General features: G+C 59.9%; 20 protein-coding genes. 8 read left to right on the top strand and 12 right to left on the bottom strand.

What is annotated here, in order from left to right; all coding sequences use genetic code 11:
- Positions 1-148: 148 nt before the first annotated feature.
- Positions 149-472 (bottom strand): antibiotic biosynthesis monooxygenase, encoded by a 324-nt coding sequence (locus tag HX869_RS00315; protein WP_003211463.1) that lies wholly within the window; start codon positions 470-472, stop codon positions 149-151.
- Positions 469-1164, bottom strand: coding sequence for a CTP synthase (locus tag HX869_RS00320; RefSeq protein WP_102369737.1), 696 nt, complete (start codon positions 1162-1164; stop codon positions 469-471). The genes HX869_RS00315 and HX869_RS00320 overlap by 4 nt, the downstream gene beginning before the upstream one ends.
- Before the next feature lie 79 nt (positions 1165-1243).
- Here HX869_RS00320 and HX869_RS00325 point away from each other — a divergent pair, with 79 nt between their 5' ends.
- Positions 1244-2128 carry a LysR family transcriptional regulator gene (locus HX869_RS00325; protein WP_178902583.1) on the top strand — a complete coding sequence of 295 codons (885 nt, stop codon included), beginning with the start codon at positions 1244-1246 and terminating at the stop codon, positions 2126-2128.
- A gap of 105 nt (positions 2129-2233) precedes the next feature.
- On the opposite strand, the gene HX869_RS00330 is transcribed toward HX869_RS00325, so the two are convergent.
- The 4 genes from HX869_RS00330 to HX869_RS00345 all read right to left on the bottom strand — a co-directional run bounded on the left by HX869_RS00330 (position 2234) and on the right by HX869_RS00345 (position 6256).
- A complete protein-coding gene (locus HX869_RS00330) occupies positions 2234-2749 on the bottom strand; it encodes a DUF1003 domain-containing protein (RefSeq protein WP_003211469.1) in 516 nt (171 codons plus the stop codon).
- Positions 2750-2829: 80 nt separating this feature from the next.
- Entirely contained in the window at positions 2830-4149 is a 1320-nt protein-coding gene (locus HX869_RS00335) for a PAS domain-containing methyl-accepting chemotaxis protein (protein WP_177008446.1), read from the bottom strand.
- A 239-nt stretch (positions 4150-4388) separates the two neighbouring features.
- Positions 4389-5447 carry a diguanylate cyclase gene (locus HX869_RS00340; protein WP_003211472.1) on the bottom strand — a complete coding sequence of 353 codons (1059 nt, stop codon included), beginning with the start codon at positions 5445-5447 and terminating at the stop codon, positions 4389-4391.
- Between the two features lie 188 nt (positions 5448-5635).
- On the bottom strand, positions 5636-6256 hold the full coding sequence (locus tag HX869_RS00345; protein WP_003211473.1) for a TetR/AcrR family transcriptional regulator: 621 nt from the start codon (positions 6254-6256) through the stop codon (positions 5636-5638).
- Between the two features lie 124 nt (positions 6257-6380).
- On the opposite strand from HX869_RS00345, the gene HX869_RS00350 reads away from it, so the two are divergent.
- The 3 genes from HX869_RS00350 (at position 6381) to HX869_RS00360 (ending at position 9945) form a co-directional block, all read left to right on the top strand.
- Entirely contained in the window at positions 6381-7439 is a 1059-nt protein-coding gene (locus HX869_RS00350; RefSeq protein WP_003211475.1) for an MBL fold metallo-hydrolase, read from the top strand.
- A 123-nt stretch (positions 7440-7562) separates the two neighbouring features.
- Positions 7563-8327, top strand: coding sequence for a hypothetical protein (locus HX869_RS00355; RefSeq protein ID WP_178902584.1), 765 nt, complete (start codon positions 7563-7565; stop codon positions 8325-8327).
- 235 nt (positions 8328-8562) lie between these two features.
- The gene (locus HX869_RS00360; protein ID WP_256736742.1) at positions 8563-9945 is read left to right on the top strand and encodes an amidase family protein; all 1383 of its coding nucleotides are present in this window, start codon (positions 8563-8565) and stop codon (positions 9943-9945) included.
- Positions 9946-9951: 6 nt separating this feature from the next.
- Here the strand turns inward: HX869_RS00360 and HX869_RS00365 are convergent, their stop codons facing one another.
- Positions 9952-10746 carry an SDR family oxidoreductase gene (locus tag HX869_RS00365; RefSeq protein WP_008432939.1) on the bottom strand — a complete coding sequence of 265 codons (795 nt, stop codon included), beginning with the start codon at positions 10744-10746 and terminating at the stop codon, positions 9952-9954.
- 116 nt (positions 10747-10862) lie between these two features.
- Here HX869_RS00365 and HX869_RS00370 point away from each other — a divergent pair, with 116 nt between their 5' ends.
- A complete protein-coding gene (locus HX869_RS00370; RefSeq protein ID WP_178902585.1) occupies positions 10863-11801 on the top strand; it encodes a GlxA family transcriptional regulator in 939 nt (312 codons plus the stop codon).
- A gap of 28 nt (positions 11802-11829) precedes the next feature.
- Here HX869_RS00370 and HX869_RS00375 read toward each other — a convergent pair whose 3' ends face one another.
- The 4 genes from HX869_RS00375 to HX869_RS00390 all read right to left on the bottom strand — a co-directional run bounded on the left by HX869_RS00375 (position 11830) and on the right by HX869_RS00390 (position 13747).
- Complete coding sequence (locus HX869_RS00375; RefSeq protein WP_003211485.1) at positions 11830-12168, bottom strand: helix-turn-helix domain-containing protein; 339 nt, start codon at positions 12166-12168, stop codon at positions 11830-11832.
- Positions 12143-12505, bottom strand: a complete 363-nt coding sequence (locus HX869_RS00380; protein ID WP_003211487.1) for a type II toxin-antitoxin system RelE/ParE family toxin — start codon at positions 12503-12505, stop codon at positions 12143-12145. Before HX869_RS00380 ends, HX869_RS00375 begins: the two co-directional genes overlap by 26 nt.
- A 47-nt stretch (positions 12506-12552) precedes the next feature.
- Positions 12553-12873 (bottom strand): helix-turn-helix transcriptional regulator, encoded by a 321-nt coding sequence (locus HX869_RS00385; protein ID WP_178902586.1) that lies wholly within the window; start codon positions 12871-12873, stop codon positions 12553-12555.
- A gap of 103 nt (positions 12874-12976) precedes the next feature.
- Positions 12977-13747 (bottom strand): helix-turn-helix transcriptional regulator, encoded by a 771-nt coding sequence (locus HX869_RS00390; protein WP_177067317.1) that lies wholly within the window; start codon positions 13745-13747, stop codon positions 12977-12979.
- Between the two features lie 115 nt (positions 13748-13862).
- Between HX869_RS00390 and HX869_RS00395 the strand changes: the two genes are divergently transcribed.
- The 3 genes from HX869_RS00395 to HX869_RS00405 all read left to right on the top strand — a co-directional run bounded on the left by HX869_RS00395 (position 13863) and on the right by HX869_RS00405 (position 15810).
- A complete protein-coding gene (locus tag HX869_RS00395) occupies positions 13863-14669 on the top strand; it encodes a sulfite exporter TauE/SafE family protein (protein WP_178902587.1) in 807 nt (268 codons plus the stop codon).
- Positions 14670-14747: 78 nt separating this feature from the next.
- Positions 14748-15110 carry a hypothetical protein gene (locus tag HX869_RS00400; RefSeq protein ID WP_178902588.1) on the top strand — a complete coding sequence of 121 codons (363 nt, stop codon included), beginning with the start codon at positions 14748-14750 and terminating at the stop codon, positions 15108-15110.
- Between the two features lie 43 nt (positions 15111-15153).
- Positions 15154-15810, top strand: a complete 657-nt coding sequence (locus tag HX869_RS00405) for a hypothetical protein (RefSeq protein ID WP_134327178.1) — start codon at positions 15154-15156, stop codon at positions 15808-15810.
- A gap of 12 nt (positions 15811-15822) precedes the next feature.
- Here HX869_RS00405 and HX869_RS00410 read toward each other — a convergent pair whose 3' ends face one another.
- Positions 15823-16773, bottom strand: coding sequence for a hypothetical protein (locus HX869_RS00410; protein WP_178902589.1), 951 nt, complete (start codon positions 16771-16773; stop codon positions 15823-15825).
- Between the last annotated feature and the right edge of the window lie 14 nt (positions 16774-16787).

Below are 16787 nucleotides of genomic sequence, written 5' to 3' on the forward strand. Positions count from 1 at the left end.
GAGTGCGCAGCGCTCCCAAGATTTTGGGGCCGCTTCGCAGCCCAGCGGGAGCAAGCTCCCTCGCCACAGCAAGCTCCCTCACTACAGCAAGCGCCCTCACCACAGAGCCTCCCTTGTCCACATTAAGTGTTTTACACGGGCTGAGGTTTCAGCGCTCGAACGCGTAAGACCGCTCCACCTTGCACACCCGCGTATGGCACGCCGAGTACCAGGTGGCGCGGCCCTGTTCGCGCACCTCAGTGTGTTCGGCGTGCTGCTTCCAGGCCAGGATCGCGGCTTCGCTGCTCCAGTAGGACACCGTGATACCCAGCCCGTCGTCCCCGCGCGCCGATTCCACGCCGAGAAAACCGGGTTGTTGCCGGGCCAGTTCCAGCATGCGGTCGGCGGCTTGTCCGTAACCGTTGTCACCTTCAGTGCGCAATGAGCTGAACACCACGGCGTAGTACGGCGGTTTGGGTGTCTTGGCGATCATGCGCAGGCCTTCAGCAGCGCAATGGCCAGCGGCGGGGTGACGTCTTTAAGCGCCGCACGTTCCGGCTGGAACAGGGTGGCGACAAAAAACGGATGGCCCAGCAACTCCACCGCCCGCAGGTCACCCGCCGAGTCATGGCCGCTGGCAATCAGGTCGGCTTCCAGCAATGCGCTTTCGAAGTCTGGATTGATGCCATAGCGGCAACGGTAGCCTTCATGGATATCCAGGGTGGCGTAGGCCTCGGCGATGCGGGTATAGGCCATCAAGCGGATGGTGTCGGTCGCTTCCACCAGCGCACAGGTCAGGGGCGTGAGTACTGCACGGGGCGAATCGGGGGCCAGTTCGCCATGTTCTGCGTCGGCCCAGCCCAGCACGTTGCGGGCATATTCCAGCACCGCGTGTTGAAAACCGCCGCAGGTGCCGAGGAAAGGGCGCCGCTGTTCACGGGCATAACGGATGGCCAGCAGGGCGCCGTCCAGATCACGGTAAGGGCTGGCGGGGACGCACCAGAAGCCGTCGTAGTGCTGCAGTTGTTCGGTGGATTTGATCGTGTCGGTGGCCAGCCAGTCGAACCGCACCGTCAGGCCCAGCGCCGCGCCGGCCTGTTGCAACGCCAGGGGAATGGCCTGGTGGGCGGTGACTTGGGCATCGTAGTCGCCGATCAGGGCCAGGTGCAGGGTGGTTTTATTCATCGAGGGTATCCGTGGCTTGTTGAGTCCTGGCGCTCACTATAGATTGGCGCTCACGCAATCAATATTGGCGTTAACACACATGTTCAATGCAGCGGTGCACTATCAGATCGACTACCCCGACCTTTCCCTGATCCTCGCCCTGGTGCGCGGCGGCACGCTCGCGCGGGCGGCGGCGTTGCTGCGGGTGGATGTGTCTACGGTGTTTCGCGCAGTGCGGCGGCTGGAGACGGCGCTGGGCCAGACGCTGTTCGAAAAGAGCCGCGCCGGCTACCTGCCCACCACCTTGGCCACCACCCTCGCCGAGCAGGCCGAACGTGCCGAACAGGCGCTGGAGGCAGCACGGGTGGGAGTGGAGCAGGGCGGTGAAGTGATCAGCGGTACGGTGCGCCTGACGTGCACGGACTCGGTATTGCAGTCACTGTTGCTGCCGGCCCTGGCGCAGTTCATGCCGGGTTACCCGGCGCTGACCCTGGAGCTGAGCACGTCCAATGACTTCGCCAACCTCAGTCGCCGCGATGCGGATATCGCCCTGCGCCTGACCAAGGCACCGCCCGAGCATCTGGTAGGACGTTGCCTGGGCACGGTGTCGTATCGGGTGTGCGCCAGTGCCGACTATGCCCGCCAGCATGGGGGGGAGGAACTGGCGGCCCTGAACTGGATCGCGCCGGATGACTTCCTGCCGGATCACCCCACCGTCACCTGGCGGCGCCAGCACTTGCCGGGAGTGATGCCAGCCTATCGCTGCAACAGCATGGTTTCGGTAACCGAGCTGGTGCGCGCGGGACTCGGCGTGGCCGCGTTGCCGGATTACCTGCTGGGCGCGGGTCTGGAACCGTTGAGCCCGCCGCTGGTGGGGCACGACACCGCCCTGTGGCTGCTGACGCGCCCCGATTGCCGGGCCTTGCGCTCGGTGGTGACGTTATTTGATCAGTTGGGCCAGCATGTGCGCTTGCCGGTGAGATAACTGTGGGAGCTGGCTTGCCTGCGATACAGGCGCTGTGGTGCATCAGGCATACCGCGGTGATGCAATCGCAGGCAAGCCAGCTCCCACACTGGATGCGTGGGAGGGTCAGGTCTTGCGCACGAATTGGTCGTGCATTTCGCTGGTCAGCCCTTCGATGCGTTCGGTCAGTTGTTTGGTCATCTCGGTGAGCTTGGTGTTCTGCTCCAACAGTTCCAGCAGTTGCTTGGTGGTCTGCGCCGCCTGGGCCTGGCGTTCGGTGTTGGCCACGGCCAGGGCTTCGCGGTGCTGGGCGTCGGCGTCGGATTGGGCCTTGTCCCGTGCGGCCTGGCGGGTCTGGGCGAGCAAAATCAAGGGGGCGGCATAGGCCGATTGCAGGCTGAACGCCAGGTTCAAGAGGATGAACGGGTAGACGTCAAAGTGCGTGATGCCGGTCATGTTGAGCACGACCCACAGAATCACGATTGCCGTTTGCGCCCCCAGGAACGTCGGGGTGCCAAAGAAGCGCGCGAAGGCTTCGGCTTTCAACGCAAAGGTGTCGTTGCCAAAGGTCGGCGCGAGATGGGCGTGTTTACGATGAAAGCGCAGGTGGTCAACGTTGGCTTCAGGTTTATCCGGGGTCATGGCGGGCTCGAATCCGTGGCGTAAGACAAGCCACCACTATAGACCGAGCCCTCGGCCTGGCACATGAAGAAGCCTGTCGCTTACCTGTTGCCCCGTTCATTGGCAAACGCACTCACAGCCTGCACCGCCTCGCTGGCGCCTTCGCGAATCTGCAGGATCACCGTACCCGCCTGGTTGGCCAGGTCCACGCCCTGGGCGGCGCGGTCGCGGGTACCGTCCATGCTGTCGATGGCCTGGCGGGTTTCGGTCTGGATCATCTCGATCATCGACGAAATCTCGGCCGTTGAACCGCTGGTGCGCGCCGCCAATTGCCGCACTTCATCGGCCACCACCGCAAAGCCACGCCCTTGTTCGCCGGCGCGTGCGGCTTCGATGGCAGCGTTCAATGCCAGCAGGTTGGTCTGGTCGGCAATCCCGCGAATGGTGTTGACGATGGCGGTGATCTGCTGCGAACGCTCGCCCAACTTGGCGATCAGCGCGGAAGAACCGTCGATATTGGCGGCAATCTCACGCATGCCGGTGGCGGTCTGCTGGATCACCTCGGCGCCTTTTTCGGCGATGTCCCGGGTTTGCAGCGAGATGTGATAAGCCTGGGTGGCGCTTTGCGCGTCGGCCGCGTGTTTCTCCACCATGGCCGTGACGTCGGAGGCGTATTTCACCACCTTGCACAGGCGCCCGCTGGCGTCGTATACCGGGTTGTAGTTGGCTTCCAGCCACACCACCTGGCCGTTTTTGTCGATGCGTTCGAACTGGCCGTTGAACAGCTCACCCTGGTTCAGCCGTCGCCAGAAATCGCTGTAGGCGCTGCTGTTGGCCAGCTCCGGTGTGCAGAACATGCGGTGATGCTTGCCCTGCACCTGCGCCAGGTTGTAGCCCATGCGCTGCAGGAAATTCTGGTTGGCGCTGATGATGGTGCCGTCGAGGTTGAACTCGATCACCGCCATGGCGCGGTCGATGGCCTGCAACTTGGCGTTGGCTTCACTCTCGGCCTGCATTTTCGGGGTGACGTCCATGGCGTACTTCACCACTTTCACCACGCTGCCGGACTCGTCGCGCACCGGGTTGTAGCTGGCCTCCAGCCAGATCGGCTGGCCGCCGCTGGTCACGCGCTCAAAGGTGCCGGACTGGAATTGGCCGTTGCGCAATTGTGTCCACAGTTGGCCGTACTCGGCGCTGCGGGCAAAGGCCGGGGTGCAGAACAGGCGGTGGGACTGGCCCACGACTTGGTCGGCGGTGTAGCCCATGGCCTTGAGGAAATTCTCGTTGGCCCGCAGGACTGTGCCTTGCAGATCAAATTCAATCACCGCCATGGAGCGGTCGATGGCGTCGAGAAGGCTGGCTTGCTGGGCAAGGGTGGCTTGCAGGGTACTGATGGTTTTTTTATGGGCGTTGAATAGCATGGTCGTGTGCTCGGGGGAAGCAAGCGTCAGGGGTATCCATGGGGGCGCCTGCCACCGTAAGGCCTGGCCATACGGCAAACGTGCTCATTGCCAGCTTCCTTGTGCTGGCAGCGGGGTGGAACAGCGGGTTCTGAGTCGTATGGCCGGCAAGAAGTTCTATGCCAGTCGACCAATGGCGGCATTATGCTATCGGTCGGCGACGGGCGCGTTTAATTCAGACGAGATGCAGAGGGCGGGATTCAGGCGGAATGGGCGACCACGTAGTCGCTGATATTGACTCGGTTACGGCCGGTGTCCTTGGCCGCGTACAGCGCGCGGTCCGCTGCGTTGAGCCACATGGCCGCGTCGGTGAAGGTGCTCTGGAAAGACGCCAGGCCAATGCTCAGGCTGACCCGCAGCTCGGGGATTTCCGGGTTGCGGTAATTGCTGAACACCTCGCGCATGCGTTCCATGACTTGCGCGGCCTGTTCCATGGGCATGTCCGGAAGAATCACACAGAACTCGTCGCCGCCGTATCGCCCGGCCAGGTCGTTTGCCCGCAGGTTGCGTCGAAGTTCCAGGCTTAGTTGGCGCAGAACCTGGTCACCGATGATGTGCCCATAGCTGTCGTTGATCTGCTTGAAATGGTCAATATCGATCAGTGCGATGGTGGCGTTCCCATGTTGTTGCTGGCACTTGTGAAACTTCAGGTGCAGCAGGTCTTTCCACGAACCGTGGTTGAGCAGGCCGGTGAGGCTGTCGGTGCGGCTCAAGGCGCTCAGGGCGCGTTTGTGTTCCGACAATTTGATCGCCAGGCGGTAGCAGACCATGCCCAGCGCCATGGGATACAGGGTCAGCATCGGCAGGCAGGCGTAGACCTGGACCAGGCTGACGTCGGGATTGAAGTGGATGCCAAACAGCAGCCAGGACACGCCGATACCTGCCAGTTGCGCCACGATGCCGTGGAGGAACAGGCGTTTGCCGCCGGCGGCGACGTTGTTCATGGTCATCATCGACAGGATGGTCACGGCCGTCAGTGGCGTGAACTGTGTAGTCGCCGCCCAGAACCCGCCGAGCAGTGAGTCGTAGAGCAGGTTTCGCCGTTCCGCCTTGTAGGGGAAATCAGAGCGGGTCGAAAGTTGATAGGCCAGGTGCGCCCAGCCAAAACCGTTGAACAGCAGCAACGCCCAGACCCAGCCTGGCATTTGCAGTGGGTAGAGCGCGGCGATGACGCTGATGCAGCCGATGCCCAGGCCGATGATCCTTGGCCTGTAGATACGTCTGGCAAATGACAGCCCTTTGCCTCGTTGGTTTTCCATAGATTCCTGGGTCGATTCTTTTTTTGCAGGTACGACGGCACACGTGATCGGGAAAACCACTGGTCGGATAATACGTGTGAATATTGTCAGTTATTCGCGTGGGAATAATCAGTGTCCTTCCAGGCCATTTGCAAAGGACACGCGGCGAATCAGATAAAAACGACCTTGAATGTCGTTCCTGCAACAGGTCAGTGCTGCGGCACGACCTCATAGCCTGCGAGGAACAGGTCGATGGCCGACTCGATGACGTTCGCTTGGGCGTCGGCGTCCAGGGTCGGCTGGCCGAGGGTGATCTGTGGCCAGAAGGCAAAGGCCTTGAGCAGGCTTTGCACCTGGTGGGCGGCGAAGCATGGGTCGGTGCAGCTCAGCCGGCCGTCTTCCTGGGCGGCGCGCACCCATTGGGTGAAGCCTTCTTCACGCTTGCTCAGGCGGTTGACCATGTCCTGGGCACGTTCCGGCGAGTGGATGGTGGCGGCAATCGCGACCCGGGCCAGGTCGAGGAAGTTGGCGTCCGACATCATCGTCATCTTGGCCTGCAGCAACCCGCGCAGTTGCTCCCGCAGCGGGCGGTCGCTGGCGTAGCTGACGTCCAGTTGCGCAACACTGCTGGCCCACAGTTGATGCAGGATCTCGGCGAACAGCTCTTCCTTGCTCGGGAAGTGGTTGTACACCGTGCGCTTGGAAACCCCCGCCGTGGCGGCAATCTTGTCCATGCTGGTGACCTCGAACCCGTTGTCACGAAACTCGGCAATGGCGGCTGCCACGATGGCTTCGCGTTTACGGTCGGTGAGGCGCAGGGGTACAGTCATGGTGGGAGTTCGGCTCTGAAGGGAAACTTACACTCGGTAGTTTACTTGCTCCCGGTTTTGTTGCAATCTAGAAACTACACTGTGCAGTGTAATTTTTAGAGCAGTCTGCAGGAGTTCCTCGGTAATGGCCACGATCTCAACCCGTCTCGACAGTTCTTCTACAGCGCCCAAGTCTTCCGAACAGCATCAAGGTCACTTCACCAATCAGAAGCCCATCCAGCATGGCGGCTTGGGCAAGACCCTGGGCATCATGTGGAAGATGCTCTTCCAGAAGCCCCGCAGCACGCGCCCGGTGGGTGAGATCCCGGTGCAGCCGCTGACTCGCGAGCAACTGTTTGCCGCCCCGGACCATAGCGTTTTCCGCCTCGGCCATTCCACCGTGCTGCTGAAAATGCGCGGCAAGTTCTGGCTGACCGACCCGGTGTTCGCCGAGCGTGCTTCGCCGTTCAGTTGGGCGGGGCCCAAGCGTTTCCATCAGCCGCCGATCAGCCTTGAGGACCTGCCGCCGATCGAGGCGGTGATTCTTTCCCACAACCACTACGACCATCTGGACCACAAGGCGGTGGTGCAACTGGCGGACAAGACCCGCTATTTCCTCGCGCCGCTGGGTGTGGGCGATACCCTGGTCAAGTGGGGTGTGGATGCCAGCAAGGTGCGGCAGCTGGATTGGTGGCAGGGCACTGAAGTGGACGGGATTCGTTTTGTGTCCACGCCGGCCCAGCACTTTTCCGGGCGCGGCCTGTTCGATGGCAACCAGACGCTGTGGTGTTCGTGGGTGATGATCGACGGCTCACGGCGAATTTTCTTCAGCGGTGATACCGGCTATTTCGAGGGCTTCAAGCGTATCGGCGAGCAGTACGGCCCGTTTGACCTGACCCTGATGGAGACGGGTGCCTACAACGTCGACTGGCCCCACGTGCACATGCAACCGGAAGAAACCCTGCAGGCGCACATCGACTTGAAGGGCCGCTGGCTGCTGCCGATCCATAACGGCACGTTCGACCTGGCGTTTCATGCATGGCACGAACCCTTCGACCGCATCATGGCGCTGGCATGGGAGCGTAACGTGTCGATCACCACACCGGCGATGGGGCAGGCGTTCATGCTCAACCAGCCGGAGCGCGGGCAGGCCTGGTGGCTGGAAGTCGAGCATCAGGGCAGTGAAGCGCACGTCAGCGGATAATCACCGTCTGATCGCGCGCTCAGGGATTTTGAACGAGCCATAACCAGCCATTTCCGACAGACATCCACCTCGCTTAAGGGATGCAATCACGCCTCGAAACTTTATTCCGGGGCGTGGGAGTGTATGGAAGATAAGAGTAGGAAGGTCACGGGGCCGGGCGTGCGCTGCCTGTTCAAGCCTTCAGGATCGGGGGACAGTTGTACTCCCCAGCCTTGCGCCCCCGCTGCCAGCCAGGGCGTCGTGTTTGGCAGTCATGCGGCCGGTACGATCGTCAATTCGGCCACTCACCAGGGCGGCCTGGAGTTCGGCTCCACGGGCGGTTACGGCCCCAGGCTCGACCTCCCTGGCCCCATGATGCACAGCGTGCGCGATCCCGCGTTATCACTGATTGCCCTCAGCGGTGTCGACCCCGAGGGGCGGGTGATGGTGGAGATTCCACCCGTCGCTGATCCGGGTCATCTGATCAACACACCGCCCCTGGCTGGCAGCCGTATTGGTTTTGCCAGCGAGTACGTTACCGGTGATGTGCGCAAACCCGCCAAACACAGCCCGCACTTTGCCCGGGTACTGGACGTACTGCGTGCAGCCGGTGCGCAATTGGTGCCTGTGACGGCGCAGGTGACCGATGACACACGTCACTTCACCCTGGACCCCGGGAATGAGATTAACGACCGGGTCACGGAAAACCGCCTGGATGGGGTGGTGGCGGATGCGCAAGGTGTTGCTTTCCACAAAGCAGCGACTGCCGATAACCCACGCTTCAGCGTGCCCGCGGGCACCGACGTCGACGGGGTGTCGAGGGTCGTCTGGTTCTATGGTGCGCACTGGTCCAGAGATCGTCTGGCGGCGTTGGTGCGAGGTTGTCAGCAGGTTCTAGGGCGGCTTTAAGGGCCTACGCCATGGGGAGAGTGATCGTACGCCGCGGTAAGAGTTGCCCCCGAGTCATCGAGTATTTCGCTTCTTAGACTGAGGCAGGGATATCGAACGGTATTCCCAACATTCAGGCAGGCGGGGAGTATTTATGATTGGACCAGGTTTGGGCGCGGGATGGGCAGCGGGGCTTTTCGATGCAGTGGTGAACCCGCCACAGGCCTACAGGAGTGCCGACGATTTGGCGGCGGCCATGACCCGGCCCAATGGGGCCAGTTCCGATTCGGTGGTGAGGGATTCGCTGAAGCTGATCGCCAACATGGACAAGGGCTTGCAGGGCGGCAATGCATTCATTGAAATCAATCCTGACGCTCGTGTGAAAGCCCGTGCGCTGGATCTGGAACGGGCCGAAGGCAAAGTGCGCGGGCCTTTGCATGGCGTTCCGATAGCGCTCAAGGATGTGTTCGAAACCGGCGACAAGATGCAGACCAGCGGTGGCTCCATGGCGCTGGTGGGCAGGCCCGCTTCAAGGAACGCCAGGGTGGTGGACAACCTGCTGAAGGCTGGCGTTGTGATTATTGGAAAAACCAACATGAGCGAATTGTCCAATTTTCGCTCTGAGGCTCCGGTTGATGGCTGGAGCTCCAGGGGCGGCTTGACCCTCAACCCGCATCGGCTGGATGGCCAGGCGGCGGGCTCGAGTACGGGCTCTGCGGTAGCCGTTGCTCAAGGGATTGTGCCCTTGGCATTGGGGGTCGAAACCAATGGTTCAATCATTACGCCGGCGGCTTACAACGGTGTTATTGGTTTCAAACCGACCGAAGGGTTAGTGAGCACTGAAGGGGTGATGACCAGTTCCCGCCAGGACACGGTGGGCACCTTCACCCGTAACGTACGTGATGCGGCGCAAGCACTGGATGCGATGACGGATACCAACCGCTACACCCAGGGAATCAAGCCTGACGCCTTGGTGGGCAAGCGCATCGGCTATACGCCGTTGCCTGAGTTATCAGCAGAAGATGCCAACGACCCGGCGAAAATAGCCGACAGGCAGCACTTCGAGGATGCCATTACGTTGCTGCGGGGCAAGGGCGCGACATTGGTACCCGTGGGTCAACTGGGTGAGGGCGTCCCGTACGAAACCCATGAACAATATAACGACGCGTTGTTATCGGACGTTAAACACCAGCTTGAAGCCTACCTGGCCGGACGGGCAGGCTTGCCGGTGAAGTCGCTGGCTGAGCTGATTGAATTCAACGAGCGCAACAGCGGTCCGGGTGTGCCGGACCAACAGATGCTCACCATGATCAACGGGATGGATATCAGTGATGAGGCGCGCAATGAGTTATGGGCTGCCATCGGCCCGATTTTCAAAAGCACCATCGATAAGCCGCTGGCCGAGCATAAGCTTGACGCAATAGTGTCCAATTTTCACTCGTACAGTTACTACTACTCGGCAGTGGCCGGTTATCCCGGTATCTCGATGCCATCGGGAATGGACGACGAAGGGATGCCAACGGCTGTTCACTTTTATGGGGCAAATTTGAGCGAAGCCACGTTGCTGTCGGTCGCCTACGGGTATGAGCAGGCCTCCCATGCAATTAGGAAGCCTGCGTTTACACCCGGCCTGCGCTAGTCCGGATTACTTCAACCCATAACGAGCGGCGGGTTCACGGTGCGACAGGTTCGGGCCTAGGGCCAGCCGTGCGCTTTCGTAGGTGTCCCAATCGGCGCTGTCCGGCAGGGACGGAATCGTCACGGCTTCACCCTGGGCAAGGCCTGCCAGGGCGGCGTCCACCAGGTTCTCGGTGGTCATCACCATGGCTTCCGGCAGGTTGTTCACAGGCAGGCCGGCGATGTCCCAGAACTCCGTGGCGGTAGCGCCTGGCAGCACTACCTGGACCACCACGCCCTTGTCACTCAGCTCATGCTGCAGCGATTCGCTGAACGCCTGCACGAACGCTTTGGTACCGCCATACACGCCGTTCAGCACTTTGGGAGCGAGAGCGACAATCGAGCCGATATTGATAATCGTGCCACGGCCCTGGGCGACAAAGTTGGTTGCCGCGGCTTTGGCCAGGCGGGTCAGCGCCAGTACGTTCAGCAGAATCATCGCGTCCATTTTGTCGGCATCCGACTCCAGCAGCGAAGCCGTGGCGCCCACACCGGCGTTATTCACCAGCAGGCTGATACGGCTGTCTTCGTGCGCGATCCGGGCGATTCGCGCCAAGTCGGCTGGCAGATTGAGATCGGCCGCTATCACCTGCACGTCACGCTGGGTATTGGCTTTCAAGCGTGTTGCCAACTGCTCCAGACGTTGCTGGTTGCGGGCCACCAGAATCAGATCGTAGCCGGCACGGGCCAGGCGGTCGGCATACACCGCACCAATTCCTGACGAGGCACCGGTAATCAGGGCATAACCTTTGTGTTGCGACATGGCAGTTGCTCCAAATGGGCCGGGGAGGGGATCGGCCTTGTTGGAACCAAGATTATGGGTGTAATGTGATGGCTGCAATGTCATATATCCCTCCTTTAGAGACATGAGGTTTGGCCATGGTGTCCGTCGGTATTCTGCTTTTTCCCGGTTTCCAGGTGCTCAGCCTGTCCACCAGCAGCGTGTTCGAATTTGCCAACTTCGTGGTGGGGCGACCGTTCTACCGCGTGGACTTGTTGTCGGAGCATGGCGGGCCGATAAGAAGCTCCATGGGCTTTGCCATTGATAGCCTGGCGTTCGGGCAGCAGGTCTACGACACGATCCTGGTGCTGGGGGACAACGAACTACTTGAGCCCACTCCCGGCATGGTGGAGTACCTGCAAGCGTCATTGACGGCGTCGCGCCGGGTTACATCGGCCTGCACCGGTTCGTTCCACCTGGCAGCGGCCGGCCTGTTGGAAGGGCGCAAGGCAACCACCCACTGGTACCACGCCATGACGTTTCGCCAGCGCTACCCCAATGTGAAGCTGGAGGAAGACCGGATCTTCACCGTCGATGGCCCGCTCTGGACCTCTGCCGGGATGACCGCCTGCATCGACCTGGCCCTGGCCCTGGTCGAGCACGATTTGGGCGTGGAAGTGGCCCGCGACGTGGCGAAAAAACTGGTGGTTTACCATCGCCGTGCCGGTGGCCAGTCACAGTTCTCGGCGTTGCTGGAACTGGACCCAAAGTCCGACCGCGTACAAACCGCCCTGGCGTGGGCCAAAGGGCACTTGCACGAGGACCTCTCGGTAGAGCAACTGGCGCAAGCGGCACACCTCAGCCCGCGTCAGTTCAGCCGACTGTTCCGCGCCGAAACCGGGCAATCGCCGGCCAAGGCGGTAGAACACCTGCGCATTGAAGCGGCGAGGTTGATGCTCGAATCCGGCAGCCACTCCATCGACGTTGTCGCCCGGGAGACGGGCTTCGGTGACCCGGAGCGCATGCGTCGAGCCTTCCTGCGAGCGTTTGGCCAACCGCCACAAATGATCCGTCGGGCGTTGCAGTTGCAGGCGTGAACTTGCGGGAGCCAGAACCTAGGGCAACTCAGGCGAATAGCACTTCAATACGTCCTTGAGTACGTGAAGCTGGCGCAGCCGTAATAACGATTTGCACATCGCGCCCCAGGCGCGACAAACACTCAAGCATTTTGGCTTCACTGATACCCCGAAACCTGCCACGCAGCATTTCAGACACCTTGGGTTGGGATAAACCGAGAATGACGGAGGCTTGTGCCTGAGTGAGGCTACGTGCCTTGAGAATCTCACCAATCTTCGTCGCCAGCTGTGCCTTGACCTGCATTTCACTGGCGTCGGGCTGCCCGATGTCTTCATAGACATTGCCGGTGCTTTCTTCGATCTCAATCGCGTTGTGATGCTTGTGCATGATCCTGCGCCGCCTTGAGTCGCTGTTTGATCAGTTGTATGTCGTGCTGTGCTGTAGCGATGCCTTTCGTCGACTTTTTCTGGAAGCAATGAAGGACATAAACAGCTGAGTCGAAACGGACGGTATACACACCACGATAAGTGTTGCTGTCGAAATCCTCCACCACCTCAAGTACCGCGTTACCGCCAAACCCTTTCAATGCCTTGGTCTGTGAGTGCTTGCCTCCTCCTTGGGCGAGGTGGAGCGCAAAGCCAAACACATCTTGAACAGGCCCAGGCATTTGCTGCAGATCTTTCTTGCTACCGCCCACCCAGAGGAGTGGCTTCCATGAACTCATGAGAGGATATACCTAAATAGGGATAAGCGTCAGCGCGAAGAGAAATCTTACTCAACCGTTTCAAGCACTGAATGCTCTGACGACAGTGGCAAAGAGCCCCGCACATTCATCCCCCAACCCGGCGCAAACCCCGGGAAAAACACCAACCCTTCAGCCTCCAGGCGAAACGCCACACTCAGGCGGATAGCATCGTCCACATCGCCATGGCTTTCAAAACGTTGAAGGGCGTCCACTTCCACATCCGCTTCCCGGGCCAGGTCTTCCCGGCTCCAGCCCAGCATCAGGCGGGCCTGGACGCTGTGCCGTGGGGTGAATTGATGAAGGACGATCTGCTGTTCTACAGTGCTGCTCATTGCCAGAGAGGACATGGACTTTCTCCAGGTTCGACGGGGGAGGGCAAACTATACTGTGTTTTTGTACAGTTGTTTTGACCGCTCATCAACTGGATTTTCCGATAGCGCTGCCGCCGCTCTATTTCGCCCCTTCCAGGTAGGTGCTCGGTGACTGCCCAAGCACCCGGCGGAACATGCTGGAAAATGCCGCCGGGTTTTCATAGCCCAGGTCCAGGGCGATCCGGGTGACGCTTGCACCGCTGGCCAACCGCGCCAAGGCCTGCACAACACAGGCTCGCTGGCGCCACTGCACGAAGCTCAGGCCGGTTTGTTGGCGGAAATGCCGGCTGAAGGTGCGCAGGCTCAGGTGCGATTGTTGCGCCCATTGAACCGGTGACTGGTGCACGTCCGGCCGCTGCAGAAACGTCAGGCACAGCTCAAGCAGCCGTGGTTCCTCCGGCAGCGGGATATGCAGGGGCAAGTGCGTGGCGCGTGCCAGTTCATGCAACAGCAGGCTGACCAGCGCACCGTCGCGCCCGGCCTCGTCGTATTCCAGCGGCAGCTCCACCGCCTCCATCAGCAGCTGGCGCATCAGGGGGGAAACGTTGATGACGTGGCAGTCGGTGCCCAAGTCGGTGACGGCGTGCGGTTCGATATACAGGCTGCGCGTCGACACGCCGAGCATCAGCACTTCATGGGGCACTTGGGCCGGAATCCACACCGCGCGCTGGGGCGGCACAACCCAGTTGCCTTGCTGGGTGCTGACTTGCATCACCCCGGTGGCGCCATACAGCAACTGGCCGCGGCGATGGCTGTGGCGCTTGAGCAGATAGCCGTGGGGATAGTCGGTGCCGATTGCCACGACCGTTCGCGGGGTCAGGTCGAGCTGAGCGATGGAAACGTTGCGCATGGAGCTGATTCCGGAAGTGGCAATATCTCGCATATTATTGGCCGACATGCGCAAGCGGGCCAAGCCTTGAATCTCTATCGTCGACAGCTCTCCCTGATACTGAAGGCGATTCTCGATGTTCTATCTATTACTGGCACTGTTCGGCTGCATCACCGGCGTAACCGCTGTGCTGTTCGGCTTCGGTGGCGGGTTCGTGGTGGTGCCGTTGCTGTACGGCATGCTCAAGCTCAGCCACGACGCGGGCGTGAGTGAATCAGCGATGCATATCGCGGTCGCCACCTCGACCTGCGTGATGATCGTCAACGCGCTGATCGCCACTGGAAAACACCGTCGCAAAGGTAATCTGATTCGCCACTACCTGTGGCCGTTGGGCGGGTACATCGGGGTTGGCGCCGTGCTGGGGGCAGGGGCTGCAATGTTCGCCAGCGGCGATTTCATGCGGTACGCCTTTATCGCCTACCTGGCCATCACCATCGTCGATTGTCTGTTGCGCAGGGGCTTTCTCAGCCAGGACGACACACTCCAGCCACGACGCCTGAGCGGCATGGAAGTGACGGGCGGCGGCATCGCCATTGGCCTGATCGCGACCTTCCTGGGGGTGGGCGGCAGCGTGATGACCGTGCCGCTGTTGCGCCGTTGTGGCTTGAGCATGTCCCAGTCCACGTCCATGGCTAATCCGCTGAGCGTGCCGGTGGCGCTGGCCGGTACATTTACCTACATGCTCATGGCGGGATTCGCCAAGGTGCAATTGGGCGCGTGGTTTGTCGGCTATGTCGATTTGCTGGCGTTTGCCATCCTCACCCTGGGTTCGCTGCTGGGCATTCGCCTGGCCACACCGTGGATCGGTCGCATCCCGGATGCACTGCATGCGCGGGTGTATATCGGGTTGTTGGGCGTGGTGATGGTGAGCATGCTGGTCTGACGCAAGTGGATTTTGCGTTCTTTTAGCCGCAGGCTAGGGTTACTTCTCTATTCAAAAGAAAGTGACCGGGGGAATGTCATGTCCATTTCCGAAAGCGATTGGCAGAAGTTCAAAGTCCTCAGGGCATTGGCGCTTGAACGCTTTTACCTAGGCGTACTGGCTGATGCAAAGACCATCAGCGAGCGCGAAACGCTTTCTGCCGAGGCTCGGTACAGGACGCTGTATATCCTCACCAGGGATCGCGATAACGATGTCGTCCGAATGTTTGATCTCTACAGTCGTTCGAAAGCCCGCGAGAGCCTTGCGCAAATGATCAGGCATGATTTGTTGAGTGATTCAGAGTTGTCGGTATTAAGCGAAGAGACATTGAGCGCTATCGGCTACGCGGTCAGGCAGCGTTACGAAATCGAGTGGGTTGCTGCACACGTACAAGGCGACTGAGTCTTGTCTTAGACTTCAGTCAGAATGTTCAGGAAATATCTTGATGCTTAGTTTTAATTGTACGCAGGCGGCTGGTAATTTTTTTAGCCGGGTTCACAAAGGCAAAAAAATTACCCCGGTTCAAAAACTGCCGACACAAGAGCGCCAGGGCGATGACCTGTACGCCGACCCTCATCAGTGGCTGGTCCATGCCGCGACGGTGCAACGTAAACATGTGCTGTTGGCGATACATCTGAAAACCCGCTATTGCATGCTGTTTTTTGATATGAAAAAAGCCGACGCCGATGGCTTCGTGCGCACCTTTATTAATCGGTGGATGAGTGGTGTTTTGGATCTCGCCTTGAAGTCTGATGTTTTGGATTTGGTTGATCCGTCTGTGCCTGAGCAGCAATTCGTCAATTTGGTCGAGTCGTACTCTCTACAGCAGCGGGGTGATCGGAGTGCGCAGACTCAAATCAACGAAATATTGCGGAGTTTTGAGATGGACGCAGAAGGCGTGGATCTTGTTGCAATGCCTTGGAGCGCTCTGCATTACGACGCTCGAATCAACCATACGCCTCGAAGCTTGAAAGATGTGAAGGGGCTTCATTTACCGGATGAGGAAATGCTGATTCACTGGTTGGTCACGGTAGGCGGCTTGGACCCTGCGGGCGCCGCACTTGCACGTGAAAAGTACCGTTTATTCAGCCGAAGGGCCTGACCTGGAATCGCATTACCGTTCTCCCAACCCCGGCGCCTCGCGAATAATCAGGTGATCCAGGTTCTCGATATTGGCACTGAACACCCCGAACGTCTGCTCGGGGTTTTTCTTGCTTGGCACCTGTTTCAGCTCCGGCGTTACCCCGTAGAAGAAGCAATACAGCGCTCGATCACTGTCCACCGCGGCCTTGATCTGCTCCAGGAACGCCTTGCGCTTGCGGTAGTTCTCGATCAGTTTTTTGCTCAGGTAAACGTTGATGGAATAGGGCTTTTTGTCGAGCCAGGCCTTCTTTTCGAAGTCGATGCGAAAGCTGCTGGTGTAGTCCTTGATCTCCTTGATCTTGCCCCAGTAGATCAGGCCTTTATTGTCTTGCAGGTATTCGATCTTCTTGAAAAACGTCCAGTAGGTCGCGGTGTGATCGCCGATCTTCAAGGGCATGCTTTTCAGCTTTTCCTTATCGCCGATATTCGACACGTAGCATTCCACGGGGTGGGCAAAGACGCTGGTCTTGTCCGGGGTGGTGTCGCTTGAGCTGTGAGACAAGGCGTTGCGGGTTGCCGGCGTTTTCGGTGGTTCTTGTGGGGTGCCAGCCTCAGCACCGATGACCGGCGTTTTGCGTTCGTACTGGCGCCGCGTCAGGACAAATTCCGACGGAAAGTTTTCCTCCGGCCCATCCTCAGATTCGCCTTTTCCGGCAGGGCGACTGGCGTAACGGCAACCCTCGATATGCCGGGTGCTGGGGATGTTCTTGAAGTGGGGCGTACGCAGGTAATTGACGTTTTTTGCATTGAACGTGCCCAACACATTGCCCGCCGCAAACGCCGCCCGGCATTCGTCGTTGGGGCACAGGAAACTGTCCTTGTCGGAATCGAAGGCGGCGGTTTCGTCGAAATTCAGGTCGCGCACGTCATAGATCGACAGCTTGTCGTCGAGACTCAGGCTGTAGGCCGTGTCGAATTTCATGGGGCTCGGGTCCG

The sequence above is a fragment of the Pseudomonas sp. P7779 genome (genome assembly GCF_013386315.1).
In the GTDB taxonomy this organism is placed as follows: domain Bacteria; phylum Pseudomonadota; class Gammaproteobacteria; order Pseudomonadales; family Pseudomonadaceae; genus Aquipseudomonas.